The sequence below is a fragment of the Haemophilus sp. SZY H56 genome (assembly GCF_054332415.1).
This window is the reverse complement of record NZ_JBTGNX010000005.1, coordinates 140556-166446: the sequence shown is the minus strand read 5'-3', so window position 1 is coordinate 166446 and position 25891 is coordinate 140556. Positions and strand designations below refer to the sequence as shown.

Below are 25891 nucleotides of genomic sequence, written 5' to 3'. Positions count from 1 at the left end.
GGAGAAGTGAGAAATGGCTGCAAAAATTCGTCAAAACGATGAAGTAATCGTACTTGCCGGTAAAGATAAAGGCAAGCGTGGCAAGGTAACTAAAGTGTTACCAAACGGTAAAGTGTTTGTTGAAGGTATCAACATCATTACTAAACATGAAAAACCAGTTCCTGCTTTAGGACAAGCTGGTGGTTTAGTGAAAAAAGAAGCGGCTATCGATGCTTCTAACGTTGCGATTTTCAATCCAAAAACAAACAAAGCTGACCGTGTAGGTTTTAGATTCGAAGACGGCAAAAAAGTACGTTTCTTCAAATCTAACAATGAAATTATCTAACAAACTGGAGTAATGCGATGGCGAAACTGCATGATTACTACAGAGATCAAGTAGTAAACGAGTTAAAAAATAAATTCGGCTACAAATCTGTCATGCAAGTCCCACGAATCGAAAAGATTACCCTGAATATGGGTGTGGGTGAAGCATTGACCGATAAGAAATTGCTAGACAACGCAGTAGCGGACTTAGCAGCAATTAGCGGTCAAAAACCTTTAGTAACTAAAGCTCGTAAATCTGTTGCTGGCTTTAAAATCCGTCAGGGATATCCAATCGGTTGTAAAGTAACACTACGCGGTGAGCGTATGTGGGAGTTCTTTGAACGTTTAATTACAATTGCTGTTCCACGTATTCGTGACTTCCGCGGTTTAAGTGCGAAATCATTTGATGGTCGTGGTAACTACAGCATGGGTGTGCGTGAACAAATCATCTTCCCTGAAATCGATTACGATAAAGTAGATCGTGTACGTGGTTTAGATATCACTATCACAACTACTGCTAAGAATGATGAAGAAGGTCAAGCACTACTTGCTGCCTTTAATTTCCCATTCCGTAAATAAGGCAGGTTATAATGGCAAAACAATCAATGAAAGCACGCGATGTAAAACGCGTTAAATTGGCTGAGAAATTCTTCGCTAAACGCGCAGAATTAAAGAAAATCATTTCTGATGTCAATGCCTCTGACGAAGATCGTTGGAATGCAGTGTTAAAGTTACAAACTTTACCACGTGATTCTAGCCCTAGTCGTCAACGTAACCGTTGCCGCCAAACTGGACGTCCTCACGGCGTTTTACGTAAGTTTGGTTTAAGCCGTATTAAGGTTCGTGAAGCTGCTATGCGTGGCGAGATCCCAGGCCTTAAAAAAGCGAGCTGGTAATATACCACTTTATTTTGGAATCGGAGAAAAAGTACAATGAGTATGCAAGATCCAATCGCAGATATGTTGACCCGTATTCGTAACGGTCAAGCTGCGAACAAAGTTGCAATCAATATGCCTTCTTCCAAGCTAAAAGTGGCAATTGCCAACGTATTAGCTGCTGAAGGTTATATCGAAAGCGTTAAAGTTTTAGAAGGTGCAAAACCTGAATTGGAAATTACTTTAAAATATTTCCAAGGAAAACCGGTTGTAGAAAGCATCCAACGTGTAAGCCGTCCTGGTCTTCGTATTTACAAACGTAAAGACGAATTACCAAAAGTTATGGGTGGTTTAGGTGTTGCTGTAATTTCTACATCTAAAGGTGTTATGACTGACCGTGCAGCTCGTCAAGCGGGCTTAGGCGGTGAGATCATCTGTTACGTAGCTTAATAAAGGGGTAGGAAAATGTCTCGTGTTGCAAAGGCACCTGTTAATATTCCTGCCGGCGTTGAAGTTAAACTCGACGGTCAGCTATTAACAGTAAAAGGTAAAAATGGCGAGTTATCTCGCACAATTCATAAATCAGTTGAAGTTAAACAAGATAATGGTCAATTTACTTTCACTCCACGTGAAGGTTTTGTTGAAGCGAATGCTCAATCGGGTACAGCTCGTGCATTAGTTAATGCAATGGTTATCGGTGTTACTGAAGGCTTCACTAAGAAATTACAACTAGTGGGTGTTGGTTACAGAGCTCAAATTAAAGGCAACGCAGTTGCATTAAGTTTAGGTTTCTCTCACCCTGTGGAGCACACTTTACCAGCAGGTATTACTGCAGAATGCCCTTCACAAACGGAAATCGTTTTAAAAGGTGCTGATAAGCAGTTAATTGGTCAAGTTGCAGCAGATATTCGCGCTTATCGCCGTCCTGAGCCTTATAAAGGTAAAGGTGTACGTTACTCTGATGAAGTAGTACGTATGAAAGAGGCTAAGAAGAAATAATTAAGGTAACACTATGGATAAGAAATCAGCTCGTATCCGTCGTGCAGCTCGTGCACGTCATATGATGAGAGAGCAAGGTGTAACTCGTCTAGTTATTCACCGTACTCCGCGTCATATCTACGCACAAGTTATTGCACCAAACGGTTCAGAAGTGCTTGCCGCTGCTTCAACTGTTGAAAAAGCAATTCGTGAGCAAGTTAAATATACCGGTAATAAAGATGCCGCAGCAGTAGTAGGTAAACTTGTTGCTGAGCGTGCATTAGCAAAAGGCGTTAAAGACGTTGCTTTTGACCGTTCCGGTTTTAAATATCATGGTCGTGTCCAAACTTTAGCGGACGCTGCACGTGAAGCTGGTCTACAGTTCTAATGAGGTAAATTGAGATGTCAAACATCGAAAAACAAGCTGGTGAACTGCAAGAGAAGCTAATCGCAGTAAACCGTGTATCAAAAACTGTAAAAGGTGGTCGTATTATGAGCTTTACTGCTTTAACAGTAGTAGGTGATGGTAACGGTCGCGTAGGTTTTGGTTATGGTAAAGCTCGCGAAGTTCCAGCAGCGATCCAAAAAGCGATGGAAAAAGCACGTCGCAATATGATTAATGTCGCTTTAAATGAAGGTACATTACAACACCCTGTTAAAGGCGTTCACACTGGTTCTCGCGTATTTATGCAACCAGCTAGCGAAGGTACAGGTATCATCGCAGGTGGTGCAATGCGTTCAGTGTTAGAAGTTGCTGGTGTACGTAACGTTCTTTCTAAAGCGTATGGTTCAACCAACCCAATCAACGTTGTTCGTGCAACTATTGATGCATTAGCAAATATGAAATCACCAGAAATGGTTGCTGCTAAACGTGGCAAAACCGTTGATGAAATTTTGGGGTAATTGATAATGGCTAAAACTATTAAAGTAACTCAAGTTCGTAGCGCAATTGCTCGTTTACCGAAGCACAAAGCTACCTTGCGTGGTCTTGGTCTTCGCCATATGCACCATACTGTTGAGTTAATCGATACTCCGGCAGTACGTGGTATGATTAACCAAGTTTCATACATGGTTAAAGTGGAGGAGTAAGAGAATGCGTTTAAATACTCTATCTCCGGCTGAAGGTGCTAAGCACAGTGCAAAACGCCTTGGTCGTGGTATTGGTTCAGGTTTAGGAAAAACTGGTGGTCGTGGTCATAAAGGTCAAAAATCTCGTACAGGCGGCGGTGTTCGCCGTGGTTTCGAGGGTGGTCAAATGCCATTGTACCGTCGTTTACCAAAATTTGGTTTCACTTCAATGAAATCAGCTGTAACTGCTGAAGTTCGTTTAAACGAATTAACAAAAGTTGAAGGAAATGTTGTCACTTTAGAAGCATTAAAAGCTGCAAACATTTTAACTAAAGATATTCAATTCGCTAAAGTTATCTTAGCTGGTGAGGTGAAATCTGCAGTTACTGTACGTGGTTTACGTGTAACTAAAGGTGCAAAAGCAGCGATCGAAGCTGCTGGCGGTTCAGTTGAGGAATAATTAGCAAATGGCTAAACAACCAGGTTATCAAAGCAGAAGTACTAATAGTGGTACTGGTGAACTGAAAAGCAGATTGCTTTTTGTATTAGGTGCACTTATCGTTTATCGTATTGGTTCTTTTATTCCGCTTCCTGGTATTGATGCCGCCGTGCTAGCTCAATTAGTTGAACAACAAAAAGGCACCATCATTGATATGTTAAACATGTTCTCTGGTGGTGCATTGAGCCGAGCATCAATTTTAGCATTAGGTATTATGCCGTATATCTCGGCATCTATCGTGATGCAATTGCTTGCTACGGTTTCACCTGCTTTAGCAGAATTGAAGAAAGAAGGCGCAGCAGGACAAAGAAAAATTACCAAGTATACTCGTTATGCAACGGTGGTTTTTGCTACTATCCAAGCTATCGCCATTTCTACTGGTTTACCGAATATGTTGCCGCAGTTAGTGCCAAATATCGGTTTTACTTTTTACTTCACTGCAGTAGTGAGTCTTGTGACCGGAACTATGTTCTTAATGTGGTTAGGTGAGCAAATTACTGAAAGAGGTATTGGTAACGGTATCTCAATTCTTGTTTTTGGTGGTATTGTTGCAGGATTGCCACATGCAATCATCGAAACAGTTGAGCAAGCTCGTCAAGGACAAATGCATCCTTTAGTTCTTCTACTAATCGCTGCTATTGTTTTTGCAGTAACTTATTTTGTTGTCTTCGTAGAACGTGGACAACGTAGAATTCGTGTTGAATATGCTAAGCGTCAACAAGGACGTCAAATTTTAGGTGGTCATTCAACTCACTTACCATTAAAAGTTAATATGGCAAACGTAATGCCAGCAATTTTTGCTTCGAGCATTATTTTATTCCCTGCTACATTGACACAATGGTTTGGTCAGAATGATAAGTTTGAGTGGTTAAATGACTTATCAATGTTGTTGAATCCTGGACAACCTTTATATCTTCTTGTTTATGCGGTGGCGATTATTTTCTTCAGTTTCTTCTACACTGCAATGCAATATAATCCACGTGATACAGCAGATAATCTAAAAAAATCTGGTGCATTTATCCCAGGAATTAGACCAGGTGAACAAACGTCGCGTTATATTGATAAAGTCATGACTCGCTTAACATTAATTGGCGGTCTTTATGTAACGTTCGTATGTTTGGTCCCTTACATTATGACATCAGCATGGGATGTTAAATTCTACTTCGGTGGTACTTCCTTATTGATCGTTGTTGTTGTAATTATGGATTTTATCGTGCAAGTTCAGAGTCACTTAATGTCGTCTCAATATGAATCTGCGTTAAAAAAAGCAAACCTTAAAGGTTTTGGACAGTAATTGTTCATTTAAGTAAAAAGGATAAGCAATGAAAGTTCGTGCTTCCGTTAAGAAGATGTGTCGTAACTGTAAAATTGTTAAACGTGAAGGTGTTGTTCGCGTATTATGCAGCGACCCTAAACATAAACAACGTCAAGGTTAATTAACATTTCTTCTTGCAAAGAACCGGTTGAGTAGTTATACTACTCAACTCATTTATGTCCTTGGTATTCTGTTTGAGTATCCTGAAAACGGGCTTTTCAAGATCAGAATACCAAATTAGTTAAAATAATAGGAGTGCATAGTGGCCCGTATTGCAGGCATTAACATTCCTGATCACAAACACGCTGTAATCGCTTTAACTGCAATTTACGGTATCGGTAAAACTCGTTCTAAAAGCATTTGTGCTGCAGCGGGTATTGCTGAAGATGTTAAGATCAGCGAATTGTCTGAAGAGCAGATTGACAAACTGCGTGACGAAGTTGGTAAATTTACCGTTGAAGGTGACTTACGTCGTGAAGTAACACTAAACATCAAACGTCTTTTAGACTTAGGTTGTTACCGTGGTTTACGTCATCGTCGTAGTTTACCGGTACGTGGTCAACGTACTAAAACTAATGCGCGTACCCGTAAGGGTCCACGTAAGCCGATCAAAAAATAGTCGGGGTAAATAAAGAATGGCTAAAACACCAGTTCGTGCACGTAAACGTGTAAAAAAACAAGTTGTAGATGGCGTAGCACACATTCACGCATCTTTCAATAACACAATCGTTACCATTACTGACCGTCAAGGTAATGCTTTAGCTTGGGCTACAGCAGGTGGTTCAGGTTTCCGTGGTTCTCGTAAATCTACCCCGTTCGCTGCACAAGTTGCTGCAGAACGTTGTGCTGAAATCGTTAAAGAATTCGGCTTAAAGAACTTGGAAGTTATGGTTAAAGGTCCGGGTCCGGGTCGTGAATCAACAATCCGTGCATTAAATGCAGCGGGTTTCCGTATCACGAACATCACTGATGTGACTCCGATTCCTCATAACGGTTGTCGTCCACCGAAAAAACGTCGTGTTTAATGGCGTAATAGGATAGTTGGAGAAAGAAAATGGCAAGATATTTGGGCCCTAAACTCAAGCTCAGCCGTCGTGAAGGCACTGATTTATTCCTTAAATCAGGTGTGCGTGCGATTGATTCAAAATGTAAAATTGATACAGCACCAGGTCAACACGGTGCTCGTAAACCGCGTTTGTCTGACTATGGTAGTCAATTACGTGAAAAACAAAAAGTTCGTCGTATCTATGGTATTTTAGAACGTCAATTCCGTAACTACTATAAAGAAGCAAACCGTTTAAAAGGTAATACTGGTGAAAACTTACTAGTATTATTAGAAGGTAGATTGGATAACGTTGTTTATCGCATGGGATTTGCTGCAACTCGCGCAGAAGCTCGTCAATTAGTGAGCCACAAAGCGATTGTCGTGAATGGTCGTGTTGTAAATATCCCATCTTTCCAAGTTTCTGTAAATGATGTCGTTGCTGTTCGTGAGAAATCTAAAAAACAAGCACGTATTAAAGCATCATTAGAATTAGCAGAACAAAGAGAAAAACCAACTTGGTTAGAAGTTGATTCTGCGAAAATGGAAGGTGTGTTCAAACGTGTTCCTGAACGTTCTGATTTATCAGCAGACATTAACGAACATCTGATCGTTGAGCTTTACTCTAAATAATAGTTAAGCTTAAAAGCAAAGAGAGGATAAAATGCAGGGTTCTGTTACAGAATTTTTAAAACCACGCTTAGTAGATATCGAGCAAATTAGCTCTACTCATGCTAAGGTGATCTTAGAACCGTTAGAGCGTGGCTTTGGTCATACTCTAGGGAATGTATTACGTCGTATCCTTCTGTCTTCAATGCCAGGTTGTGCTGTAACTGAAGTAGAAATTGATGGCGTACTGCATGAATATAGTAGTAAAGAAGGTGTTCAGGAAGATATTCTTGAAGTTCTTTTAAACCTTAAAGGTCTAGCGGTTAAAGTACAGAATAAAGATGATGTTATTCTGACATTAAATAAATCTGGAATTGGCCCTGTTGTTGCAGCTGATATCACCCATGATGGTGATGTTGAGATTGTTAATCCATCACATGTAATCTGTCACTTAACAGACGAAAATGCATCTATTAATATGCGTATTCGAGTTCAACGTGGTAGAGGTTATGTACCTGCATCTGCTCGTACTCATTCACAAAATGAAGATCGCCCAATCGGTCGTTTATTAGTGGATGCTTGTTATAGTCCTGTTGACCGTATTGCTTATAATGTTGAAGCAGCACGTGTTGAACAGCGTACTGACTTAGATAAATTAGTTATTGAGTTAGAAACTAACGGGACTATTGATCCGGAAGAAGCAATTCGTCGTGCAGCAACAATTTTAGCAGAGCAACTCGATGCATTCGTTGATTTGCGTGATGTTCGTCAACCTGAAGTCAAGGAAGAAAAACCGGAATTTGATCCGATTTTATTACGTCCTGTAGACGATTTAGAGTTGACAGTTCGTTCTGCTAACTGTTTGAAAGCAGAAACAATTCACTATATCGGTGACTTAGTACAACGTACAGAAGTTGAGTTATTAAAAACGCCTAATCTTGGTAAGAAATCGCTTACTGAAATTAAAGATGTTCTCGCTTCACGTGGCTTGTCACTTGGTATGCGCCTTGAGAATTGGCCACCAGCAAGTATTGCTGAAGACTAGTTTGGTCATAGGTTAAGATTTTTCTGAGAAGGATAAGATCATGCGCCATCGTAAGAGTGGTCGTCAACTAAACCGTAATAGCAGCCATCGCCAAGCGATGTTCCGTAACTTAGCAAGTGCTTTAGTTAGTCATGAAATCATCAAGACTACTTTACCAAAAGCTAAAGAATTACGTCGTGTAGTTGAACCGTTAATTACATTAGCAAAAGAAGATAGCGTTGCAAACCGTCGTTTAGCATTCGCTCGTACTCGTAACATCGAAACTGTTGCGAAATTATTCAATGAATTAGGTCCACGTTTTGCTCAACGTGCAGGTGGTTACACCCGTATCTTAAAATGTGGTTTCCGTGCAGGTGACAACGCTCCAATGGCATACATTGAGTTAGTTGATCGTCCAGAAGTTGCAGAAGCAGCAGCGGAATAATAATTTGTTATAAAATAAAAAGGCTCACATCAGTGAGCCTTTTTTATATCTTGTTTTTCTAAAATTCAGCTTTAGCTCTGAATGTCATTTTTTCACCTGTAATAGGGTGCGTAATCGTAAGTTCTTCTGCATGTAAGCATAAGCGAGGTGACATCGATTTAGCTTGTGGGTGAGCATAAAACTTGTCCCCTAAAATGGGATGTCCAAGCGCGAGCATATGTAAACGAAGTTGATGCGAACGTCCTGTGATTGGTGTCAGTTTCACTCGAGTACAGTTAGTTGGTAACCGTTCTAAAACTTCATAAAAAGTGACCGCTCTTTTGCCAAATACAAAATCAATGCGTTGACGAGGGCGATTTTCCCAATCACAAATCATAGGAAGATTAATTTCCCCACTATCTTGTTCTAAGTGTCCCCATACTAAAGCTTGATAATATTTCTTTGGCTCACGTTCACGGAATTGACGTTTCAATTCTTTATCTGCCACTTTACTTAATGCAAATAGAATAATCCCACTTGTGGCCATATCTAAACGGTGTGCAGGTTCACAAAATCCAAATTTCTCTTTTACTCGGCTCATTGCACTATCGTAGTATTCAGGTTGATTGCCAGGAACTGAAAGTAAACCGCTTGGTTTATTTACCACGCAGATATGATTATCTTGATAGATAATATCTAAATACGGTTCTAAAGGGGGATGGTATTCAATAAGTGCCATATTATTCCTTGTTTGTCACTATTACCCGAAGGCTATCTAATCGCCAGCTTGCTTTACTTAACTCTTCCAGCGAAAGCGCGCGTTGTTTTTCTAATACATCAATTTCCGCCTGGCGAATATTTTTATTTACTGCTTTCAAGGCGATAAGTCGATTGAGTTCATTGCTCAATGTTTGATCGGCTAATCTACTGGCTTCTTGAATTTGAGCTTGTGCGATTTCGGTCATTTTGTGATCGCCTAGTTTAATTAATTGCTCAATATTTGGACGAGCCATTTTGACCATTTTATTCGCAATGTCTTTGCCTAGCGGCTTAAGTTTATTTTGCAATGTATCAAAATTAACTTGTCCGGCGAGATCGTTTCCTTTGCTATCCAGTAATAAGCGAACAGGTGTAGGTGGAAGAAAACGATTCAGTTGTAAACCTTTTGATGATTGGCTTTCAATCATATAAATCAATTCAATCAGCAGCGTGCTAGCTGGTAGCTGTTTATTGACTAATAATGCCATTGATGCTTTGCCAATGTCACCAGAAGCGATTAAATCAATGCCTTGGCGTATCATTGGATGATCCCAAGTAAGAAATTCTAATTCCTCACGCGCAAGAGCAAGTTGTCGGTCAAAAGTTACTGTGACACCTTCTTCTTTTAGTCCTGGAAAATCAGGAACAAGCATGGTGCCCGTTGGCGTGATAACAATGCTGCTTTCACCTAAATCATCTTGCTCTACGCCAATAATATCAAATAAATTCAGTGCAAAATCGACTAATTGTGGCGAATTATCGGTTTGAGCAATTTCTGACGCAAGTCGTTGTGCCTTTTCTCCACCATTAGAATTTAATTCTAACAAACGATCACGCCCTTTCTCTAAGGCTAAGCGCAATATTTTTGCTTGTTTTTGCGTTTGGAGAATGAGTTGCTCAAAATCCGCTTTGTTTTCTGACCGCACTTTTAATAAAGCTTCATATTGTTCAAACAATGTCATACCAATAGGGCAAGTTTGTTCAAAAGCATTTAATCCTTCATGATACCAGCGTGCTAAATCTTGTTGTGCAGAACCTGCGAGGATGGGTACGTAAATTTGTACATCTCGCGTTTGTCCAATACGATCTAAACGGCCGATACATTGCTCAAGTAAGTCTGGATTCTCTGGTAAATCGAAGAGTACGAGATGACAAGCAAATTGGAAATTTCTGCCTTCAGAACCAATGCTTGAACTCAGTAAAACTTGAGCGCCATTATCGGTATCGGCAAAATAAGCTGCCGCACGATCTCGTTCAATAATTGACATTCTTTCATGGAAAACAGCACTACGAATGGCTTCTTTTTCTCGTAAAACTTGCTCAAGTTGAATTGCCGTTTGTGCTGTTTTACAAATGACTAAGATTTTTTCATTTCGGTGTGATTTTAGAAAATCAATTAACCAATGAATTTTTTCGTCTACTTCAGACGCATCAATCGTTATTTGATGGTAAACCCGATGCGGGAAACCTTTCACCCCTTGGCGTGTATTGCGAAATAAAATACGGCTTGTGCCATGTCTGTCGATGAGATTTTGAATGAGTTCTTGGCGTGCCGCTTGCTTTTCGTCGTCATTATGACAGTCTAAGGCTTTGAATAATGGTTCGACATCCTGCTCATTGAGTAAATCAGAAATATGATTTTTTTCGACCGCACTTAGCGGCTTCTCTGAGAGTAAAGATTGCACCGCATCCGCAACAGGTTGGTAATTTTCCTGTTCTTTTAGGAAAGCTTGGTAATCATAAAAACGCTCAGGATCAAGCAAGCGCAAGCGTGCGAAATGGCTTTCTAAACCTAGTTGTTCAGGCGTGGCAGTGAGTAATAAAACAGACGGAATACCCTTCGCTAATTGTTCCACCAATAAATAAGCGGTACTTGGTGCATTTTCAGACCAAGCCAAATGATGCGCTTCATCGACAATTAAACAGTCAAATTCAGCTTCAATGGCTTGTTGTACGCGATGAGGATGTGCTTTTAACCAATCTAATGCGCAGATAATTAAGCTTTCCGTGCTAAATGGATTGATGGCTTGTTCGGCAAAATCTTCACAACGTTCTTCATCAAATAATGAAAAATGTAGATTAAAACGACGAAGCATTTCCACAAGCCATTGATGTTGTAAGGTTTCCGGTACAATAATTAACACACGTTGTACTTTTTCAGCAAAAAGCTGGTTTTGCAAAATCATCCCCGCTTCAATGGTTTTGCCTAACCCCACTTCATCCGCTAAGAGTACGCGAGGATTGATACGATTTCCTACCTCTTGCGCAATATGAAGCTGATGAGGAATTAAACCCGCACGATTGCCTCGTAAGCCTCGTAAAGGCGATTGAAATTGAGCTTGTTGATGCAGAAGGGTTTGATAGCGCAACGCAAAATGTTCACTGCGATCAATTTGTGATGAAAAGAGGCGATCTTTCGCTTGGCTAAAAGATATTATCGGAGAAAGTTCTTTTTCATTGACGATAACATCTTCGCCTTGTGCATTTTTGACTAAATAAAATAAGAGACCATTCATTTCTTGAATATCAAGGACTTCACCCTGCCAACCTGCTTGGTGATGAAGTTGTTCCCCTTTATTCAATGCAATTCGGGTTAAGGGTGCTTGCGCTACCGCATAAATTCGGGTTTCATCTGCGGCAGGAAAGTGAAGGGTAACCGTGCGAAAATCTAAGGCAGTAATCATTCCTAATCCAAGGCTATTTTCTGTTTCGCTAATCCAACGTTGACCGATTGCAAATAACATCATGTTTCTCTTAATGAATCTCTTAAAATGGGGCGATATTGTAGTCTGATTATAAGGGAATGCAAGGCGCACACGAGTAAAAGCATGAAAAATAAAGTGTGATTTTTCTCACAATAATTAAATTAAATGTCACCTAAGCTTTACTTTAAAAAAGTGCGGTGTAAAAATGACGTACTTTTTCATAAAACAGGAGTGTTCCATGAATTGGACAGAACGACTTAAAGAAGAATTTTTATCCGGTTGGAAGCCTTTTGAAGTGGCGTGGATAGTTATTTTTCTTGCTGCACAAATTATTGCTTATGTTCTTGCGCCGGATAGCCCATTAGGCATGATTTCGGGGATTGCTGGTATTCTCTGTGTGGTATTGGTGAGTAAAGGGAAAATTAGCAACTATTTCTTTGGGCTTATTTTTGCTTACACCTATTTTTATGTCGCCTGGGGAAACAATTTCCTTGGTGAAATGAATACGGTGCTCTATGTGTATATCCCATCACAATTTATCGGTTATTTTATGTGGAAACAACACATGCAAAACGATAATGGTGGTGAAAGTGTAATTGCAAAAGCCTTAACGCCAAAAGGTTGGGCAATTTTACTCGTGAGTGTTGGGATTGGTACTTTTTGCTTTGTTCAAGCCTTAAAAGCGGCAGGCGGGAGTTCTACAGGATTAGATGGTTTAACCACGATTATTACCGTAGCAGCGCAATTATTGATGATTTTACGTTATCGTGAGCAATGGTTATTGTGGATTGTTTTAAATGTGCTTTCCATTTTGCTTTGGGCAGAACAGCCGGCAATGTACTTGATGTATAGTGCTTACTTACTTAACTCATTATACGGTTATTACAACTGGACGAAACTCGTCAAAGCGGAAAGTCACTAATCACATTAATTAAAAAGGGCATAGTAATATGCCCTTACATTTTTAAATAAAATGCCTTCGTCAACGCAATAAATTCCTCTGTGTACTGATTGTTTTCATCATAAATCACCAAGCTATCTTTTACCTGTGGTAAATGCTCTCGGCTAAATGTGAGTAACATCCGTTGTGGATCTTTCCCTGTCTTTGTAATAACATCAGTCTGCTTGATGCAATAAAGTGCGGTTGAATTTATCAATATTTTTCCCGCCTCATGAGGCAAGATAAAACTGATCTTTCCTTTTTCGGATAAACAACTCGCCGCCCAATTTAACCAATCTAAATGGCTTTGTTGAACATAACGGGCAAGGGCTCGTTCGTCATTTTTACACTCTACACCTTGTGCAAAATAAGGTGGGTTCGCCACAATTAAATCAAATTGATGCGCTGTTTGTTGGCAATAAGCTTGCACGTCTTGGCGTGTTAAATGAAGACGATTGTGCCATGGCGAAGCCTTGAAGTTTTCTTGTGCTTGTTGTGCTGCAAGGGGATCAAGTTCAACGGCTTCAATTTGGCAATGCTCATGACTTCGTTGGGCAAGCATTAATGCAACCAAGCCTGTGCCAGTCCCCATATCAAGAATACGCTGACAATCAGACACATCCGCCCAAGCACCCAGTAAAATGCCGTCAGTGCCGACTTTCATTGCACAATGTTGTTGATTAATATGGAATTGTTTGAAGGTAAAGCTGCTCATAAAATCTTGCGGAAAATGACCGCACTTTCAGGTATAATCAGCCCCAATTTTAACAAATTAACGCAAAATAATGAATTTATCCCCATTTGAAGAATTCGATCTTTCCCCTGAATTATTAAAAGCCTTAGAAAAGAAAGGCTACACTCGCCCAACAGCCATTCAATTAGAAGCGATTCCTGCTGCTATGGAAGAGCGTGACGTGCTCGGTTCTGCACCAACAGGCACAGGCAAAACAGCTGCATTTTTATTGCCGGCAATTCAGCATTTATTGGATTATCCTCGTCGTAAACCAGGCGCACCTCGCATTTTAATTTTAACGCCAACCCGTGAATTAGCGATGCAGGTTGCAGAGCAAGCGGAAGAGTTGGCACAATTCACGCATTTGAAGATTGCAACCATTACTGGCGGTGTGGCGTATCAAAATCATGGGGAAGTATTTAATTCAAATCAGGATATCGTGGTGGCAACACCAGGGCGTTTATTGCAATACATCAAAGAAGAAAACTTTGATTGTCGTGCGGTAGAAATGCTGATTTTTGATGAAGCAGATCGCATGTTGCAAATGGGCTTTGGCCAAGATGCGGAGAAAATTGCCGCTGAAACGCGTTGGCGTAAACAAACGCTCCTTTTCTCAGCGACATTAGAAGGGGAGCTATTAGTTGATTTTGCCGATCGTTTATTAAATGACCCAGTCAAAATTGATGCTGAGCCAAGTCGTCGTGAACGCAAGAAAATCAACCAGTGGTATTATCACGCCGATAGCAATGAACATAAAATTAAGTTGCTTTCGCGTTTTATCGAAACCGAAAACGTGAGTCGCGGCATTGTGTTTGTCCGTCGTCGCGAAGATGTACGAGAACTTTCTGAAACCTTGCGTAAACGTGGCATTCGTTCTACTTATTTAGAAGGCGATATGGCACAAACTCAACGTAATAATGCTATTGATAAACTGAAATCGGGAGTGGTTACTGTGTTAGTGGCCACTGATGTGGCTGCTCGCGGGATTGATATCGATGATGTGACACATGTCATGAACTTCGATTTGCCTTACAGCGCAGATACGTATTTACATCGTATTGGTCGTACGGCTCGTGCAGGGAAAAAGGGTACTGCTGTTTCTTTTGTGGAGGCTCATGATTATAAATTGCTCGGTAAAATTAAGCGCTACACGGAAGAACTGTTGAAAGCACGTATTTTAGAAGGATTAGAGCCTCGCACTAAACCACCGAAAGATGGGGAAGTAAAATCCATGTCTAAAAAGCAAAAAGCGCGTATTAAAGAAAAGCGTGAAGAAAAGAAAAAATCAGAGGTGAAGAAGAAAGCCAAACTTCGTCATAAAGATACGAAAAACATTGGTAAACGTCGTAAACCAAGCGCAGAAAAAACAGCCGAGGAATAATAAAAAACAACCGCACTCATTAAGTGCGGTTATTTTTTTGACTATTTATTGACTTGACTACCGATTACGCCACCTAATGCGGCACCGCCTAATGTGGTTGCGGTATTACCACCAAGCATATAGCCTGCTGCGCCACCGATAGCTGCGCCAGTTGTTGTATTTTTTTGAGTACGACTCATATTTCCACATGCTGCAAGAGAAATAACAGTCATCGCGATAAGAAATGATTTTCCAATTAATTTCATAGGATCTCTCCGTGTTTAACATATAAAACTATCCATTGTGATAGTAATCCATAAGACAAATAGAGATGAGTGAAAGTTCAGAAAAATGCGTTTTTCGGTATTTTTCTGAACAATTAAATATCTTGAATGTTAATCTTTAGCTTGATCTAATACTTTAGCAACCACTTTCAAATATTCAATTGCCAAACTATGATGCCCTGTACTGGCATTAAACACTAAATCTTCACTTAATACGCCACAAGGCATATCCTCTGGGATTTTACCGTCCTCATAAGCTTGATAATCTTCTCGCCAGTCACCATCAAAATAATAGTGTTCTAAGGTTTTCATTTTGGGTAAGAAGGCTTGCCATTTTTCAAGAAATTGTTCCGCGTCAGCTAAGAAACTCTCCGCTTCATTGAGAAGGTTTTCCATTTCTGAAATTTTATCTAAGCGTGATTGAGGTAACATAGCTTTCTCCAAAATAAGGTAAAAATAAGCCGCACTTTATGCGAACAAAGTGCGGTAAGTTTATCATACGTTTTTAGACTTACACATCATAAGTCGTTGATGCGGTATTACCGCCACGACCGGTCCAGTTGGTGTGGAAGAATTCGCCACGTGGTTTGTCAGTACGCTCGTAAGTGTGCGCTCCAAAGTAGTCACGCTGAGCTTGCAGAAGATTTGCTGGTAAGCGAGCTGACGTGTAGCCGTCTAAGAAGGTAATCGCAGACGCCATACATGGCATTGGAATACCCACTTCGATAGATTTTGCCACCACTTTACGCCAGTCACTTAATGCGTTTTCTAAAATGCCTTTGAAGTAACTATCTGAACCTAAGAAGATTAAATCTGGATTTGCTTCATATGCATCACGAATGTTACCTAAGAAACGGCTACGAATGATACAACCTTCACGCCATAATAACGCCGTTGCACCGTAGTTAATATCCCAACCAAATTGTTCAGAGGCTTCACGAATAAGCATAAAACCTTGTGCGTAAGAAATGATTTTTGAAGCCAATAATGCTTTACGCACCGCTTCAATCCAAACTTTTTTGTCACCTTCAACTGGAGTAACAGTTTTATTGAATAATTGATTTGCTGCAACACGTTGATCTTTAAATGAAGAAACACAGCGTGCAAAGACGGATTCAGTGATTAAGGTTAATGGAATACCAAAATCTAAGGCGTTGATACCCGTCCATTTACCTGTCCCTTTTTGGCCAGCTGTATCTAAGATTTTTTCTACTAACGGCTCACCGTCGGCATCTTTATACCCAAGAATGTCAGTGGTGATATCGATTAGATAACTATCAAGTTCAGTTTTTTTCCATTCTGAGAAGATGGCTTGCATTTCGTCATAACTTAAGCCTAAACCTTCTTTTAAGAATTGGTAAGCTTCACAGATTAATTGCATATCGCCATATTCGATACCGTTGTGAACCATTTTCACAAAGTGGCCAGAGCCTTCACCGCCAACCCAGTCACAGCAAGGCTCACCTTGTTCGGTTTTAGCAGAGATTGCTTGGAAGATAGGTTTAACATATTGCCATGCTTCTTGATTACCGCCTGGCATGATGGATGGTCCATGACGCGCACCTTCTTCACCGCCAGAAACACCCGAACCGATAAAGCGGATGCCTTTTTTAGCCAATGCTTTTACACGACGGTTGGTATCTGGGTAGTTTGAGTTACCGCCATCAATAATGATGTCGCCTTCTTCTAAGTGCGGTAATAATGCCTCAATGAATTGATCCACCACATCACCCGCGCGCACCATTAACATCACTTTACGTGGTTTTTCTAATTTAGAAGCTAAATCTTCTAATGAGTATGCGCCGATAATGTTGGTGCCTTTTGCCGCACCTTGCAAAAATTCATCCACTTTTGACGTGGTACGGTTATATGCCACAACTTTAAAGCCATGATCGTTCATATTTAAAATGAGGTTTTGCCCCATTACGGCTAAGCCGATAACACCGATGTCGCCTTTTACTGACATTGTTTTCTCCTGTTGATAAGAGGAATCGCCTACTGTAATTTGTTATGATGTTACTGGTAGGCTAATCCTATATTGTGTTTAATTTGATTATTTTTGCATAATGTAATGCATTTCTACATTTTTCGCTTTTGCTGCTTTTCCTAGATCTGCTTTATCGCTTTCACTATCTCCAACAAGGTATAAAGATACATCTTTGCCGACCTTTTCTGCATTATTTAGTCCATACATAGCAACTGCTTTATTCACAGATTGACTGTTCCCTGCAATTCCGATATGTAAATTATCTGTAGCTAAAAGAGATACGAGTCGTTTTCCTGAAGTACCACCTGCGGTTCTAATCGTTGCTACAAGCATTCCATTTGAAACTGGGTTTCCTGCTTCTGGAACTTGAAGCATTACTGAGCGATTATCTTTTGGCATTTGTGCCGCTAACTGATTTAAAGATGGCCCAGATGAACAAGCAAATAACAAAGTTGAAGTAAGTAGTACAAACAATTTTTTCATTTTTGTCTCCATATCATTCTAATAAATTAACTCTTCATCCACGCACTCATGTGTTGCGTAAACCCAATATGCGGATAGTAATCCACCGCTTGCGGAGCAGATAAAAGCACAATTTTTGCTTGAGGATGTAAGGCTTGTTTAGTATGTTCAATTAACTGTAAACCGATACCTTGTTTTTGATATTGTTCATCAACTGCTAAATCAGATAAATAACAGCAATAGGCAAAATCCGTCACCGAACGCGCCACACCCACTAATCGTTCACCATCCCAAGCGGTGACTAATAAATCCGCATGATGCAACATCGCTGCGATGCGTTTTTCATCCTCTAACGGACGGCGTGCCCCTAGCGTTGTTTTATTTAGCAGTGCAATAAATTGTTTAACTGAAATCGGTTCATTCACTTTGTAGTCTATCATTTTGCAAGCCTGTAATATTTGATACTCAACTTGTTATAGCAATTTAGCTGCTGCTTTATCCAAATACCATTCCGTCACCCCATTTTTTGATTTAATTTTGGCAGCAGGGTAAGGCAGATTTTCTGCAGGAGTCGTTTGGATTTCTTTTAAAATATCCGCTTTGCTTTCGCCGGTAACCAAATAGGTAATGCGTTTGGCTTGTTCAATGAGTTTGGCTGTTTTAGAAATGCGAATTTGACCACTTTCAGGGTGTTTTGCAATGACAGCTAGATTTTCATCATCAAAATTGGTTTGATGTGGGAAGAGAGACGCGGTATGACCGTCTGTTCCCATACCTAAAATAATCCAATCAAAAACACCGTTTGGAATGACCGCACTTAATTCTTCTTCGAAACGTTTTAGCTCAAAGTGCGGTTCATTTTCACCACGAATTCGATGAATATTTTCTGCTGGAATTTGAATGTGATCAAATAAAAGTTTTTGCACTTCACCATAGTTACTTTCAGGATCAGATGGCGGAACCATACGATCATCTCCCCACCAAAAATGCAGATTTTTCCAGTTAATTTGTTCTACATAAGGCGCTTTGGCTAAGGTTTTGAATAACAACTTAGGCGTTGAACCACCAGAAAGGGAAATATGCACAGGGTGAGTTAATTGGCTATAAATCACAAATTCTTGTGCAATTTTATCGACTGCGTGTTGAGCTGTTGGGAAGCTGATAGAGTTCATTGATTTTCCGTAAGATGGGCTTTAGCCCACAATTTATTATATTCTATATTAACAGAGGTGGGCTTTAACCCACCCTACATTAGATTAATTAAACTTTTTTCTTCATTAAACCTGTCGGTTTACGCCACACTTTGCCTTGTTTTGCAATTAATTTATCGGCTGCCACAGGGCCCCAAGTACCCGCTTCATATTCGTGAATACGCCCACCATTCGCTTTGTAATCTAAAATCGGTTGCACAAATTTCCATGCGGCATGCACAGCATCAGTACGAGCAAACAAGGTTGCATCGCCTTTCATCGCATCTAACAATAAGCGTTCATAAGCGGTTAATACTTGCGCGCCTGCTAAATCTGCATAACGGAAATCCATTGATACTTCTTTCGCTTCAAAACCTGCGCCTGGTTTTTTCAAACCAAAACGCATTGAAATCGCTTCATCAGGTTGAATACGAATAATCAATTTATTCTCTGGTGCATTTTGGCTGAATACAGGATGTGGTGTAGTTTTAAAATGAATCACAATCTCTGTCACACGTGCCGGCAAGCGCTTACCTGTACGTACATAGAAAGGTACACCTGCCCAACGCCAGTTTTCGATTTCACAACGTAAGGCCATAAAGGTTTCAGTGCGAGAGTTAGCTGGTACGCCTTTTTCTTGTAAATAGCCTTTGACTTCTTTGCCATCAATTTCGGCTGCGGTGTATTGACCAAGCACTAAGTTGTGTTCAACATCATCTTGCGTTAATGGGCGTAAAGAATGCATGACTTTGGCTACTTCATCACGCATTGAGTTCGCATTGATGATTGCAGGAGGTTCCATGGCAACCATGGCTAAAACTTGTAATAAGTGGTTTTGGAACATATCACGCATTGCACCGGATCCATCATAATAACCACCACGCTCTTCTACACCCATTGATTCAGCACCGGTAATTTCCACATAATCAATGAAATTACGGTTCCAAAGAGGCTCAAACCACCCATTTGAGAAACGTAAAACAAGTAAGTTTTGTACAGTTTCTTTACCAAGATAATGATCAATACGATAGATTTGATGCTCTTCAAAGAAACGATGAATTTGAACGTCGAGTTCTTGCGCTGTTTTTTCATCGTAACCAAAAGGTTTTTCGACAATAATGCGCTTCCAACCCTCTTTTTCTGTATTTAAACCGTGAGCTGCAAGGCATTCTGGAATCACACCATATAAGCTTGGTGGCGTTGACATATAGTAAAGGGTATTGCCATTCGTTTGATATTTAGTATGTAATTCTTCTAAACGAGGTACTAATTTACCGTAATCAGCCGCATCAGATGTATTTATGGCTTGATAATAGAGATGGCTACAAAAAGCGTCTAGCGTTTCTGGCGTAGTTTCTTCTGTTTTAAGTAGCGCTTCACGCATTTTTTCACGGAAAGTGTCATTGTTTAATTCTGAGCGCGCGACACCCAATACAGAAAATTGGTTCAGGCGACCAAATTTGAAAAGATTGTAAAGTGCTGGAATGAGTTTACGGTGGGTTAAATCACCAGAAGCACCAAAAATCACGATACAGTTATTATTCGTTTGCATATTATTCCTTATTGTTCCGAGTCGGTTATTTTAAATAATGTAATATATTACTGCACTTTACCAATCGAACCAATCAATTAAATTGAAAGACAGATGCCCAATTTTGTGTATTATCTGACACCATCACAAAGTTTGGATTAATTAAACTTTCACGCTGGTTATAGGTAAGTGGCTGAAATTGTGGATCGAAAATTCTACCATTGATTTCAGCTAATAAAATTTCAGCGCCTGCAGTGTCCCATTCGCCGGTTTTGCCGAGGCGAATATAGCAATCAACCGCTCCTTCTGCGACTAAGCCACTTTTTAAACTACTTGAACCGACCACCGTAAATTCGCATGACAAATTCTTCGCTAAAATTGACCGCACTTTTTCTTGCGAAGTAGTTGCGCCTACGGCGATTTTTAAAGGTTTTGTGAGATCAATTTTTCGTGGTTGTAAGGCTTTTATCTCTTTGTCGGTTTGTTTAAAAGCCCCGAAACTTTTCATGGCGTAATAAGTGATATTTAGAATAGGAAAGTGAATGACGCCAAGTATAGGTTGGTGGTTTTGCACGAGTGTAATTAAGACCGAAAATTGATCCGTGCGATTAATAAATTGCTGAGTGCCATCAAGGGGATCGATCAACCAATAGGTTTGCCAAGTTTGACGTTGTTCAAACGGAATATTGCAATTTTCTTCTGAGAGAACAGGAATATCAGGGAAAAGAGCGGTTAGTTTTTCGATTAAAAACTGGCTGACAAATAAATCTGCTTCTGTCACAGGTGTGTTATCCGATTTAGTTTGTATTGCCACATTCTGTTGATAAAAACGAGCCAAATGTTTTCCCGCTTCATTGGCGAGCGAGCGAACTTGATCGAGAAGAGATTGAGATAATTGCATAATTTTCTCTTATAAAAATAGGCTATCGGAAGATAGCCTATGGTGATTGATTATTGGGCTTTTTTCGCTCGTAGCACACGAGAAGCGAAAATAACGATACCAAAGATAAATACGGCAAGACCGAGTAATTCACCCATATTATCCCAGTTTTCTAACGCTAAGGCTAATGGCGCTTCAGAACCGCCAGATGTCACAGAAGCCGCGATAATGAAGGCTAAGATAACACCCATTAAGCTTTCGCCCACGATTAAACCGGCAGCGAAAAGTGTACCAAAACGTTCAGCTTTTTTCTCCACTTCAGTATTGTGAGTTCGTTTTGCATAGTTCTTAATATGACGAGAAATAAGCCATGCCATCACGGCACCAACTACAACTGGCATATTAATTGATGGTGGAAGATAAATACCAATACCTACTGCTAAAACAGGTAAGGCAAAGCGACCGTTGCTGGTTTTACGCATAAATGCATCAACAATGATTAACACCACACCCAAACCTACACCACTTAAAATGTAAGTCCACTCTAATTGGTTGGTGAAAATACCTTTTGAAATAGTGGTCATAATGGTTGCTTGTGGTGCAGAAAGTGCTTGTGTTGGATCCATATCTGGACGAGGTAATGCACCCGTGAAACCATAAGCGTGGTATAAAATCTCTAATACCGGCGCAATCACTAATGCACCAACAAAACAACCAATAATCAATGCAACCTGTTGTCTCCAAGGGGTGGCTTCAACTAAAAGACCGGTTTTTAAGTCTTGTAAGTTATCGTTTGAAATGGTTGCTGTGGTTAATACGATAGATGCGGTGAATAAGGTCAATGCGGTTAAGAATTTTTGACCGTCTGCCGTTTCAAATAAACCACTGCTTTTACCAATTGTCACTAAAACAAGTGAAATCACGATAACGGAAATAATTCCGATACCTGAAATTGGGCTAGAAGATGAACCAACTAATCCCGCCATATAACCCGATGCCGCTGCGACGAAGAAGCCAATTAGCACCGCAAGTACAGTACAAACTACCACTAATAACACGGCAAGTTCAGCAGAGATTGGTGCGGCTGCAACGAAGTGATATAAGGAAATCACGATTAATACGACAGTCGCCAACAAAATATAAATAATGGTTTTTGGTGATAAGTCGATATCAATACGATGTTCGGATTGTGCTTGTGAGCCTTTTAACATACGGAAAGAATGAATCATTCCCTCAATCATTGGTTTGAGAAGGATTAATAATGTCCAGATTGCAGCAATACCGATAGTGCCTACACCAATAAAGCGAACTTTGGTTTTCCATTCCGTCATCGCATAACTTACAATAGAAGCATCGGTTGGCATATCACCTGTCGCCGTGAAATAAGGTACAGCTACACCCCAAGCGAGAAATGTTCCAAATAACATTGCAAGACCGCCTACAATACCAATTAAATAGCCGGCACCAACTAATGCGAGAGAGAAGCCCATCGGTAGTTGAAAAGCCGCCTTACCATTGGAAAACCAGGCACTTGCGCTATCAGACATGACACGTAATGCGTTTGTTAAGAATGCAACAACACTTGCAAAAATACCGCCGTAAGCGATATCTTTTACACCGCTATCGTTTTCATTATTGTTACCTGCTTTTAAAATTTCAGCTGCTGCCACACCTTCAGGATAAGGCAGGTCACTGTTCACCACCATTGCACGACGTAATGGAATGGTAAATAGTACGCCTAAGGTGCCCCCAGAGGCGCAGATAAGCACAGTTTGCCAGAATGGGAATTCCTGCCAGTAACCCATCATTAACAGGCCTGGAAGAACGAAAATAACAGAAGACAAGGTCCCCGCTGATGAAGCTTGGGTTTGCACCATGTTATTTTCTAAGATACTGGAATCCTTGAAGAATTTTAAAATTGCCATAGAGATTACGGCAGCTGGGATGGAGGAGGCAAATGTCATCCCTACTTTAAGACCTAAATAAACGTTAGAGGCAGTGAAAATCACTGTGATTAACGCACCGAGGAATATTCCTCGAAAGGTCAATTCTTTTAAATTATCATGCAACATAGATTGTCCTATTTATTTTGAAAAATGACTATACATTCTCAAAAAAAGAATATTTATTCAAGTTTTATTTAAAGTTAATTACTTATGATTAGAATTTATCTAAATTTCTTCGAGTTATTTACGTTTTTTTAAATAATCTAGCAAGGTATAAAGTGCGGTTAAGTTTCTTGCTTCATTAAATTCGTCACTCACCAATAATGTGTCAAGTTGAGATAAAGGGTAACGCACGATTTCTAATGGCTCTGGTTCATCTCCTTCTAGTTGATTTGGATATAAATCTTCACCCAATAAAACGTGCATTTTATGACCCATGATTTGTGGATTGATCTTCATCGTGCGTAAAAATGTCCATGTTTTTGCCCCAAAGCCAATTTCTTCCTGCAATTCGCGATTAGCACTTTGTTCGGGCGTTTCTCCCGTATCCATTCCACCTTTTACAAAACCTAATTCATATTGTTCCGTTCCAACAGCATATTCGCGAATCAGGAGAAGATCCTCTCCATCAATGGCAATCACCATCACGGAATCTCGATTGAAAGGGCGAAAACGTTCGTAAGTGCGGTCAATTCCATTGGAGAATTTGAGATCAACAGCTTGAATTTCAAACAGGCGAGATTTTGCCACGGTGGAAATGGAAAGAATATATGGAAGTTGTTTTTTCATGATATTAGCCCTATTATCTTAATTATTGGCTCATCATACGCAAAGTGAGAGAAATAGGAAGAGTTATGGCAGAAAATAACGAAGTACGATTAGATAAATGGCTTTGGGCAGCACGTTTTTACAAAACTCGTAGCATTGCGAAAGCGATGATTGAAGGGGGCAAAGTCCATTACAATGGTCAACGAGCCAAAGTAAGTAAAAATGTAGAAATCGGTGCCATGATTAAGTTACGTCAAGGCAGTGATGAAAAAGAAATTGAAGTGATTGCCTTGAGTGACCAGCGCCGAGGCGCCCCTGAAGCTCAATTGCTTTACCAAGAAACGGCACAGAGTGTGAAAAAACGCGAAGAAATGGCATGGGCGAGAAAAAATAATGCACTTTCGATGCCACATCCTGATCGTCGTCCAAACAAAAAAGAACGTCGAGATTTATTGAAATTTAAACACCAAGATGAATACTAGAAAATAAAAATGCAGATCAAGGTGATTTGCACTTTTTTTATCTGTCTGAAACCATTTTAATTTTTAAAAAGCTCCTGGGAATATGCTAAAATTTTTCTGTTTCCAGGAGCTTATTTATGTCAGAACTCACCTCTAATCAATATTTAATCATCATTGCCGTGCTGGTGTTTATCAGCATTGTGATGCTTTTTCTATTAAGCCGCAGCAAACGAGATACGCAAGAATTACAACAAGACCTCAATAAAACCATCGGCGATTACAATCAATTAGCTGAGCGTTTTGACTCCTTAAGCGGAATCAAAAATCAATTAGAACAACAAGCCGTGAAAGCGCAAACGCATGCGGAAGGCTTGCAAACTCGTCTTAATGAACGTGATGAAAAAATCCAATATTTAGAAAAAGAATTGGATGAAGAACAGCGCCGACACGATCAAATTGGCGGGCAAATCACCGCATTAAAAGAACGCTTTGGGATCGCATCCGCACAAGCCGAAAGCTTACAAGGTCAATTACAACAAGCGCAAGAAAATGTACTTAGAAAAGAACAAGAGCAGCAAAAAACGCAGGAAAAATTGACCGCACTTTCACAAGAATTAACGGAGTTGAAAACCACCCTTTCCGAAAAAGAAAAGCATTTTGCCGAACAGCAACAGCATATTGAACAATCCAAACAACAACTAGGCGTAGAATTCCAAAATCTGGCCAACCGCATTTTGGAAGAAAAAAGCCAATCCTTTAATCAAACCAATCAAACGGCATTGGAAACCTTGTTGAAGCCTTTCCGAGAACAAATCGAAGGCTTTCAAAAACGGGTCAATGAAATCCATTCGGAATCGGTGAAAGGTAATGCGGGCTTAGAAGCAGAAATCAAAAAGGTGTTGGAAATTGGCTTAAATATGTCGCAAGAAGCCAATAATTTAACTTCTGCGCTAAAAGGGGAAAAGAAAACCTTAGGCAACTGGGGAGAAGTGCAACTTGAACGCGCACTTCAACTTGCGGGACTCATTGAAAACGTGCATTACAGTGCGCAGGCCCATTTTAAAGATGAACAAGGCGGTCGAAACTATCCTGATTTTGTGCTTAATCTGCCCGATGAGAAAAACATCATCATTGATAGCAAAATGTCATTGAATGCTTACGAAAGTGCGGTCAATTCTGAGGATGAATTTGAACGTGAGCGTTTACTAAGGGAGCATATTAAAGCCCTGAAAAATCACATTGATGACTTGCATCGCAAGGATTACAGCAATTTGATTGGCATGCGCAGTCCTAATTTTGTCTTGATGTTCATTGCAGTGGAACCCGCTTATATTAAAGCCTTAAAATTAGATCCAAATCTATTTAATTATGGCTACGAGAAAAATGTGATTATGGTTTCACACACGACTCTCATGCCAATTTTACGCACAGTGGCGAATTTATGGCGTATCGAACGCGGCAACGCCGAAGCAAAAGAAATCGCAGAAAAAGCAGGTGAAATTTACAACCAGATTTGCTTGGTGGCAGAACGTTTAAACAAACTGGGTAACACCCTTTCTACCGTGAGCAATCAATACAACAGCACCGTCACCGCCCTTGTGGGGCAACAAGGTTTAGTGGGGAAAGTGGAACGCTTTAAAGACTTGTCAGCGAAGGCTAACAAGAGCATGCCAAACGTTGAATTACTCAATAATGACGTAGATTTAACACGTCTATCTCTTATCACTAACGAGAACGGGGTAAAATAA

33 protein-coding genes are annotated in these 25891 nt (G+C 40.1%); 20 read left to right on the top strand and 13 right to left on the bottom strand.

The features are described from left to right. Positions 1-13: 13 nt before the first annotated feature. The 16 genes from rplX (at position 14) to rplQ (ending at position 8158) form a co-directional block, all read left to right on the top strand. Positions 14-325, top strand: coding sequence for a 50S ribosomal protein L24 (gene rplX, locus ACXVWP_RS05570; protein ID WP_005695092.1), 312 nt, complete (start codon positions 14-16; stop codon positions 323-325). Between the two features lie 17 nt (positions 326-342). After that, positions 343-882, top strand: a complete 540-nt coding sequence (rplE, locus tag ACXVWP_RS05565) for a 50S ribosomal protein L5 (RefSeq protein ID WP_005695093.1) — start codon at positions 343-345, stop codon at positions 880-882. Between the two features lie 11 nt (positions 883-893). Next, positions 894-1199, top strand: a complete 306-nt coding sequence (gene rpsN / locus ACXVWP_RS05560; protein ID WP_007242504.1) for a 30S ribosomal protein S14 — start codon at positions 894-896, stop codon at positions 1197-1199. Positions 1200-1235: 36 nt separating this feature from the next. Then, a complete protein-coding gene (rpsH, locus tag ACXVWP_RS05555) occupies positions 1236-1628 on the top strand; it encodes a 30S ribosomal protein S8 (RefSeq protein WP_005625877.1) in 393 nt (130 codons plus the stop codon). 15 nt (positions 1629-1643) lie between these two features. Then, positions 1644-2177: a 50S ribosomal protein L6 gene (rplF, locus tag ACXVWP_RS05550; protein WP_049357263.1), complete on the top strand. Its 534-nt coding sequence runs from the start codon at positions 1644-1646 to the stop codon at positions 2175-2177. Positions 2178-2190: 13 nt separating this feature from the next. Further along, the gene (rplR, locus tag ACXVWP_RS05545) at positions 2191-2544 is read left to right on the top strand and encodes a 50S ribosomal protein L18 (RefSeq protein WP_005695097.1); all 354 of its coding nucleotides are present in this window, start codon (positions 2191-2193) and stop codon (positions 2542-2544) included. A gap of 14 nt (positions 2545-2558) precedes the next feature. Then, positions 2559-3059: a 30S ribosomal protein S5 gene (gene rpsE, locus ACXVWP_RS05540; protein WP_005695098.1), complete on the top strand. Its 501-nt coding sequence runs from the start codon at positions 2559-2561 to the stop codon at positions 3057-3059. Positions 3060-3065: 6 nt separating this feature from the next. Next, positions 3066-3245 carry a 50S ribosomal protein L30 gene (gene rpmD, locus ACXVWP_RS05535; RefSeq protein ID WP_046339253.1) on the top strand — a complete coding sequence of 60 codons (180 nt, stop codon included), beginning with the start codon at positions 3066-3068 and terminating at the stop codon, positions 3243-3245. Positions 3246-3249: 4 nt separating this feature from the next. Continuing rightward, a complete protein-coding gene (gene rplO, locus ACXVWP_RS05530) occupies positions 3250-3684 on the top strand; it encodes a 50S ribosomal protein L15 (protein ID WP_005695100.1) in 435 nt (144 codons plus the stop codon). A gap of 7 nt (positions 3685-3691) precedes the next feature. Then, positions 3692-5017: a preprotein translocase subunit SecY gene (gene secY / locus ACXVWP_RS05525; RefSeq protein ID WP_005695101.1), complete on the top strand. Its 1326-nt coding sequence runs from the start codon at positions 3692-3694 to the stop codon at positions 5015-5017. A gap of 28 nt (positions 5018-5045) precedes the next feature. Continuing rightward, entirely contained in the window at positions 5046-5159 is a 114-nt protein-coding gene (gene rpmJ, locus ACXVWP_RS05520; protein WP_005625868.1) for a 50S ribosomal protein L36, read from the top strand. Between the two features lie 141 nt (positions 5160-5300). Beyond that, a complete protein-coding gene (rpsM, locus tag ACXVWP_RS05515) occupies positions 5301-5657 on the top strand; it encodes a 30S ribosomal protein S13 (protein ID WP_005548758.1) in 357 nt (118 codons plus the stop codon). A gap of 16 nt (positions 5658-5673) precedes the next feature. Continuing rightward, a complete protein-coding gene (gene rpsK, locus ACXVWP_RS05510) occupies positions 5674-6063 on the top strand; it encodes a 30S ribosomal protein S11 (protein ID WP_005543603.1) in 390 nt (129 codons plus the stop codon). 29 nt (positions 6064-6092) lie between these two features. Next, positions 6093-6713: a 30S ribosomal protein S4 gene (rpsD, locus tag ACXVWP_RS05505; RefSeq protein ID WP_005625866.1), complete on the top strand. Its 621-nt coding sequence runs from the start codon at positions 6093-6095 to the stop codon at positions 6711-6713. A gap of 31 nt (positions 6714-6744) precedes the next feature. Further along, positions 6745-7734 (top strand): DNA-directed RNA polymerase subunit alpha, encoded by a 990-nt coding sequence (locus tag ACXVWP_RS05500; protein ID WP_369866755.1) that lies wholly within the window; start codon positions 6745-6747, stop codon positions 7732-7734. A 40-nt stretch (positions 7735-7774) separates the two neighbouring features. After that, positions 7775-8158, top strand: a complete 384-nt coding sequence (rplQ, locus tag ACXVWP_RS05495; protein ID WP_005695104.1) for a 50S ribosomal protein L17 — start codon at positions 7775-7777, stop codon at positions 8156-8158. A gap of 58 nt (positions 8159-8216) precedes the next feature. On the opposite strand, the gene rluA is transcribed toward rplQ, so the two are convergent. Together rluA and rapA are read right to left on the bottom strand one after the other, a co-directional pair. Next, a complete protein-coding gene (rluA, locus tag ACXVWP_RS05490) occupies positions 8217-8876 on the bottom strand; it encodes a bifunctional tRNA pseudouridine(32) synthase/23S rRNA pseudouridine(746) synthase RluA (protein ID WP_289902153.1) in 660 nt (219 codons plus the stop codon). 1 nt (position 8877) lies between these two features. After that, entirely contained in the window at positions 8878-11640 is a 2763-nt protein-coding gene (gene rapA / locus ACXVWP_RS05485; protein ID WP_369866757.1) for an RNA polymerase-associated protein RapA, read from the bottom strand. Between the two features lie 199 nt (positions 11641-11839). Between rapA and pnuC the strand changes: the two genes are divergently transcribed. Beyond that, positions 11840-12523 (top strand): nicotinamide riboside transporter PnuC, encoded by a 684-nt coding sequence (gene pnuC / locus ACXVWP_RS05480; protein WP_128787964.1) that lies wholly within the window; start codon positions 11840-11842, stop codon positions 12521-12523. 34 nt (positions 12524-12557) lie between these two features. On the opposite strand, the gene ACXVWP_RS05475 is transcribed toward pnuC, so the two are convergent. Next, positions 12558-13256: a tRNA1(Val) (adenine(37)-N6)-methyltransferase gene (locus ACXVWP_RS05475; RefSeq protein WP_172622026.1), complete on the bottom strand. Its 699-nt coding sequence runs from the start codon at positions 13254-13256 to the stop codon at positions 12558-12560. A gap of 70 nt (positions 13257-13326) precedes the next feature. On the opposite strand from ACXVWP_RS05475, the gene srmB reads away from it, so the two are divergent. Further along, on the top strand, positions 13327-14655 hold the full coding sequence (srmB, locus tag ACXVWP_RS05470; protein WP_128787965.1) for an ATP-dependent RNA helicase SrmB: 1329 nt from the start codon (positions 13327-13329) through the stop codon (positions 14653-14655). Between the two features lie 41 nt (positions 14656-14696). Here the strand turns inward: srmB and ACXVWP_RS05465 are convergent, their stop codons facing one another. The 10 genes from ACXVWP_RS05465 to nudE all read right to left on the bottom strand — a co-directional run bounded on the left by ACXVWP_RS05465 (position 14697) and on the right by nudE (position 23703). Further along, complete coding sequence (locus ACXVWP_RS05465) at positions 14697-14900, bottom strand: surface antigen (protein ID WP_049363959.1); 204 nt, start codon at positions 14898-14900, stop codon at positions 14697-14699. A 129-nt stretch (positions 14901-15029) separates the two neighbouring features. Next, positions 15030-15350 (bottom strand): DUF4298 domain-containing protein, encoded by a 321-nt coding sequence (locus ACXVWP_RS05460; RefSeq protein ID WP_049357286.1) that lies wholly within the window; start codon positions 15348-15350, stop codon positions 15030-15032. A 79-nt stretch (positions 15351-15429) separates the two neighbouring features. Beyond that, positions 15430-16884 carry a decarboxylating NADP(+)-dependent phosphogluconate dehydrogenase gene (gene gnd / locus ACXVWP_RS05455; RefSeq protein WP_289902152.1) on the bottom strand — a complete coding sequence of 485 codons (1455 nt, stop codon included), beginning with the start codon at positions 16882-16884 and terminating at the stop codon, positions 15430-15432. A gap of 87 nt (positions 16885-16971) precedes the next feature. Then, positions 16972-17388, bottom strand: coding sequence for a hypothetical protein (locus tag ACXVWP_RS05450; RefSeq protein ID WP_289902151.1), 417 nt, complete (start codon positions 17386-17388; stop codon positions 16972-16974). 26 nt (positions 17389-17414) lie between these two features. After that, positions 17415-17807: a GNAT family N-acetyltransferase gene (locus ACXVWP_RS05445; protein WP_126470165.1), complete on the bottom strand. Its 393-nt coding sequence runs from the start codon at positions 17805-17807 to the stop codon at positions 17415-17417. 33 nt (positions 17808-17840) lie between these two features. Next, positions 17841-18539: a 6-phosphogluconolactonase gene (pgl, locus tag ACXVWP_RS05440; RefSeq protein ID WP_289902150.1), complete on the bottom strand. Its 699-nt coding sequence runs from the start codon at positions 18537-18539 to the stop codon at positions 17841-17843. A gap of 88 nt (positions 18540-18627) precedes the next feature. Next, on the bottom strand, positions 18628-20109 hold the full coding sequence (zwf, locus tag ACXVWP_RS05435; RefSeq protein ID WP_126470169.1) for a glucose-6-phosphate dehydrogenase: 1482 nt from the start codon (positions 20107-20109) through the stop codon (positions 18628-18630). Positions 20110-20182: 73 nt separating this feature from the next. Beyond that, the gene (gene cysQ, locus ACXVWP_RS05430; RefSeq protein ID WP_289902169.1) at positions 20183-20992 is read right to left on the bottom strand and encodes a 3'(2'),5'-bisphosphate nucleotidase CysQ; all 810 of its coding nucleotides are present in this window, start codon (positions 20990-20992) and stop codon (positions 20183-20185) included. 47 nt (positions 20993-21039) lie between these two features. Next, positions 21040-23040 (bottom strand): OPT family oligopeptide transporter, encoded by a 2001-nt coding sequence (locus ACXVWP_RS05425; RefSeq protein WP_289902149.1) that lies wholly within the window; start codon positions 23038-23040, stop codon positions 21040-21042. A gap of 114 nt (positions 23041-23154) precedes the next feature. Continuing rightward, the gene (gene nudE, locus ACXVWP_RS05420) at positions 23155-23703 is read right to left on the bottom strand and encodes an ADP compounds hydrolase NudE (protein ID WP_128787967.1); all 549 of its coding nucleotides are present in this window, start codon (positions 23701-23703) and stop codon (positions 23155-23157) included. Positions 23704-23768: 65 nt separating this feature from the next. Between nudE and hslR the strand changes: the two genes are divergently transcribed. Together hslR and rmuC are read left to right on the top strand one after the other, a co-directional pair. Then, complete coding sequence (gene hslR, locus ACXVWP_RS05415) at positions 23769-24164, top strand: ribosome-associated heat shock protein Hsp15 (protein WP_128787968.1); 396 nt, start codon at positions 23769-23771, stop codon at positions 24162-24164. A gap of 116 nt (positions 24165-24280) precedes the next feature. Next, positions 24281-25891, top strand: a complete 1611-nt coding sequence (rmuC, locus tag ACXVWP_RS05410) for a DNA recombination protein RmuC (RefSeq protein ID WP_297569471.1) — start codon at positions 24281-24283, stop codon at positions 25889-25891.

Bases quoted from the DNA above. Each gene is read 5' to 3' on its own strand.
- rplX (WP_005695092.1), top strand. From the start codon at position 14: ATGGCTGCAAAAATTCGTCAAAACGATGAAGTAATCGTACTTGCCGGT.
- rplE (WP_005695093.1), top strand. From the start codon at position 343: ATGGCGAAACTGCATGATTACTACAGAGATCAAGTAGTAAACGAGTTA.
- rpsN (WP_007242504.1), top strand. From the start codon at position 894: ATGGCAAAACAATCAATGAAAGCACGCGATGTAAAACGCGTTAAATTG.
- rpsH (WP_005625877.1), top strand. From the start codon at position 1,236: ATGAGTATGCAAGATCCAATCGCAGATATGTTGACCCGTATTCGTAAC.
- rplF (WP_049357263.1), top strand. From the start codon at position 1,644: ATGTCTCGTGTTGCAAAGGCACCTGTTAATATTCCTGCCGGCGTTGAA.
- rplR (WP_005695097.1), top strand. From the start codon at position 2,191: ATGGATAAGAAATCAGCTCGTATCCGTCGTGCAGCTCGTGCACGTCAT.
- rpsE (WP_005695098.1), top strand. From the start codon at position 2,559: ATGTCAAACATCGAAAAACAAGCTGGTGAACTGCAAGAGAAGCTAATC.
- rpmD (WP_046339253.1), top strand. From the start codon at position 3,066: ATGGCTAAAACTATTAAAGTAACTCAAGTTCGTAGCGCAATTGCTCGT.
- rplO (WP_005695100.1), top strand. From the start codon at position 3,250: ATGCGTTTAAATACTCTATCTCCGGCTGAAGGTGCTAAGCACAGTGCA.
- secY (WP_005695101.1), top strand. From the start codon at position 3,692: ATGGCTAAACAACCAGGTTATCAAAGCAGAAGTACTAATAGTGGTACT.
- rpmJ (WP_005625868.1), top strand. From the start codon at position 5,046: ATGAAAGTTCGTGCTTCCGTTAAGAAGATGTGTCGTAACTGTAAAATT.
- rpsK (WP_005543603.1), top strand. From the start codon at position 5,674: ATGGCTAAAACACCAGTTCGTGCACGTAAACGTGTAAAAAAACAAGTT.
- rpsD (WP_005625866.1), top strand. From the start codon at position 6,093: ATGGCAAGATATTTGGGCCCTAAACTCAAGCTCAGCCGTCGTGAAGGC.
- ACXVWP_RS05500 (WP_369866755.1), top strand. From the start codon at position 6,745: ATGCAGGGTTCTGTTACAGAATTTTTAAAACCACGCTTAGTAGATATC.
- rplQ (WP_005695104.1), top strand. From the start codon at position 7,775: ATGCGCCATCGTAAGAGTGGTCGTCAACTAAACCGTAATAGCAGCCAT.
- rluA (WP_289902153.1), bottom strand. From the start codon at position 8,876: ATGGCACTTATTGAATACCATCCCCCTTTAGAACCGTATTTAGATATT.
- rapA (WP_369866757.1), bottom strand. From the start codon at position 11,640: ATGTTATTTGCAATCGGTCAACGTTGGATTAGCGAAACAGAAAATAGC.
- pnuC (WP_128787964.1), top strand. From the start codon at position 11,840: ATGAATTGGACAGAACGACTTAAAGAAGAATTTTTATCCGGTTGGAAG.
- ACXVWP_RS05475 (WP_172622026.1), bottom strand. From the start codon at position 13,256: ATGAGCAGCTTTACCTTCAAACAATTCCATATTAATCAACAACATTGT.
- srmB (WP_128787965.1), top strand. From the start codon at position 13,327: ATGAATTTATCCCCATTTGAAGAATTCGATCTTTCCCCTGAATTATTA.
- ACXVWP_RS05465 (WP_049363959.1), bottom strand. From the start codon at position 14,900: ATGAAATTAATTGGAAAATCATTTCTTATCGCGATGACTGTTATTTCT.
- ACXVWP_RS05460 (WP_049357286.1), bottom strand. From the start codon at position 15,350: ATGTTACCTCAATCACGCTTAGATAAAATTTCAGAAATGGAAAACCTT.
- gnd (WP_289902152.1), bottom strand. From the start codon at position 16,884: ATGTCAGTAAAAGGCGACATCGGTGTTATCGGCTTAGCCGTAATGGGG.
- ACXVWP_RS05450 (WP_289902151.1), bottom strand. From the start codon at position 17,388: ATGAAAAAATTGTTTGTACTACTTACTTCAACTTTGTTATTTGCTTGT.
- ACXVWP_RS05445 (WP_126470165.1), bottom strand. From the start codon at position 17,807: ATGATAGACTACAAAGTGAATGAACCGATTTCAGTTAAACAATTTATT.
- pgl (WP_289902150.1), bottom strand. From the start codon at position 18,539: ATGAACTCTATCAGCTTCCCAACAGCTCAACACGCAGTCGATAAAATT.
- zwf (WP_126470169.1), bottom strand. From the start codon at position 20,109: ATGCAAACGAATAATAACTGTATCGTGATTTTTGGTGCTTCTGGTGAT.
- ACXVWP_RS05425 (WP_289902149.1), bottom strand. From the start codon at position 23,040: ATGTTGCATGATAATTTAAAAGAATTGACCTTTCGAGGAATATTCCTC.
- nudE (WP_128787967.1), bottom strand. From the start codon at position 23,703: ATGAAAAAACAACTTCCATATATTCTTTCCATTTCCACCGTGGCAAAA.
- hslR (WP_128787968.1), top strand. From the start codon at position 23,769: ATGGCAGAAAATAACGAAGTACGATTAGATAAATGGCTTTGGGCAGCA.
- rmuC (WP_297569471.1), top strand. From the start codon at position 24,281: ATGTCAGAACTCACCTCTAATCAATATTTAATCATCATTGCCGTGCTG.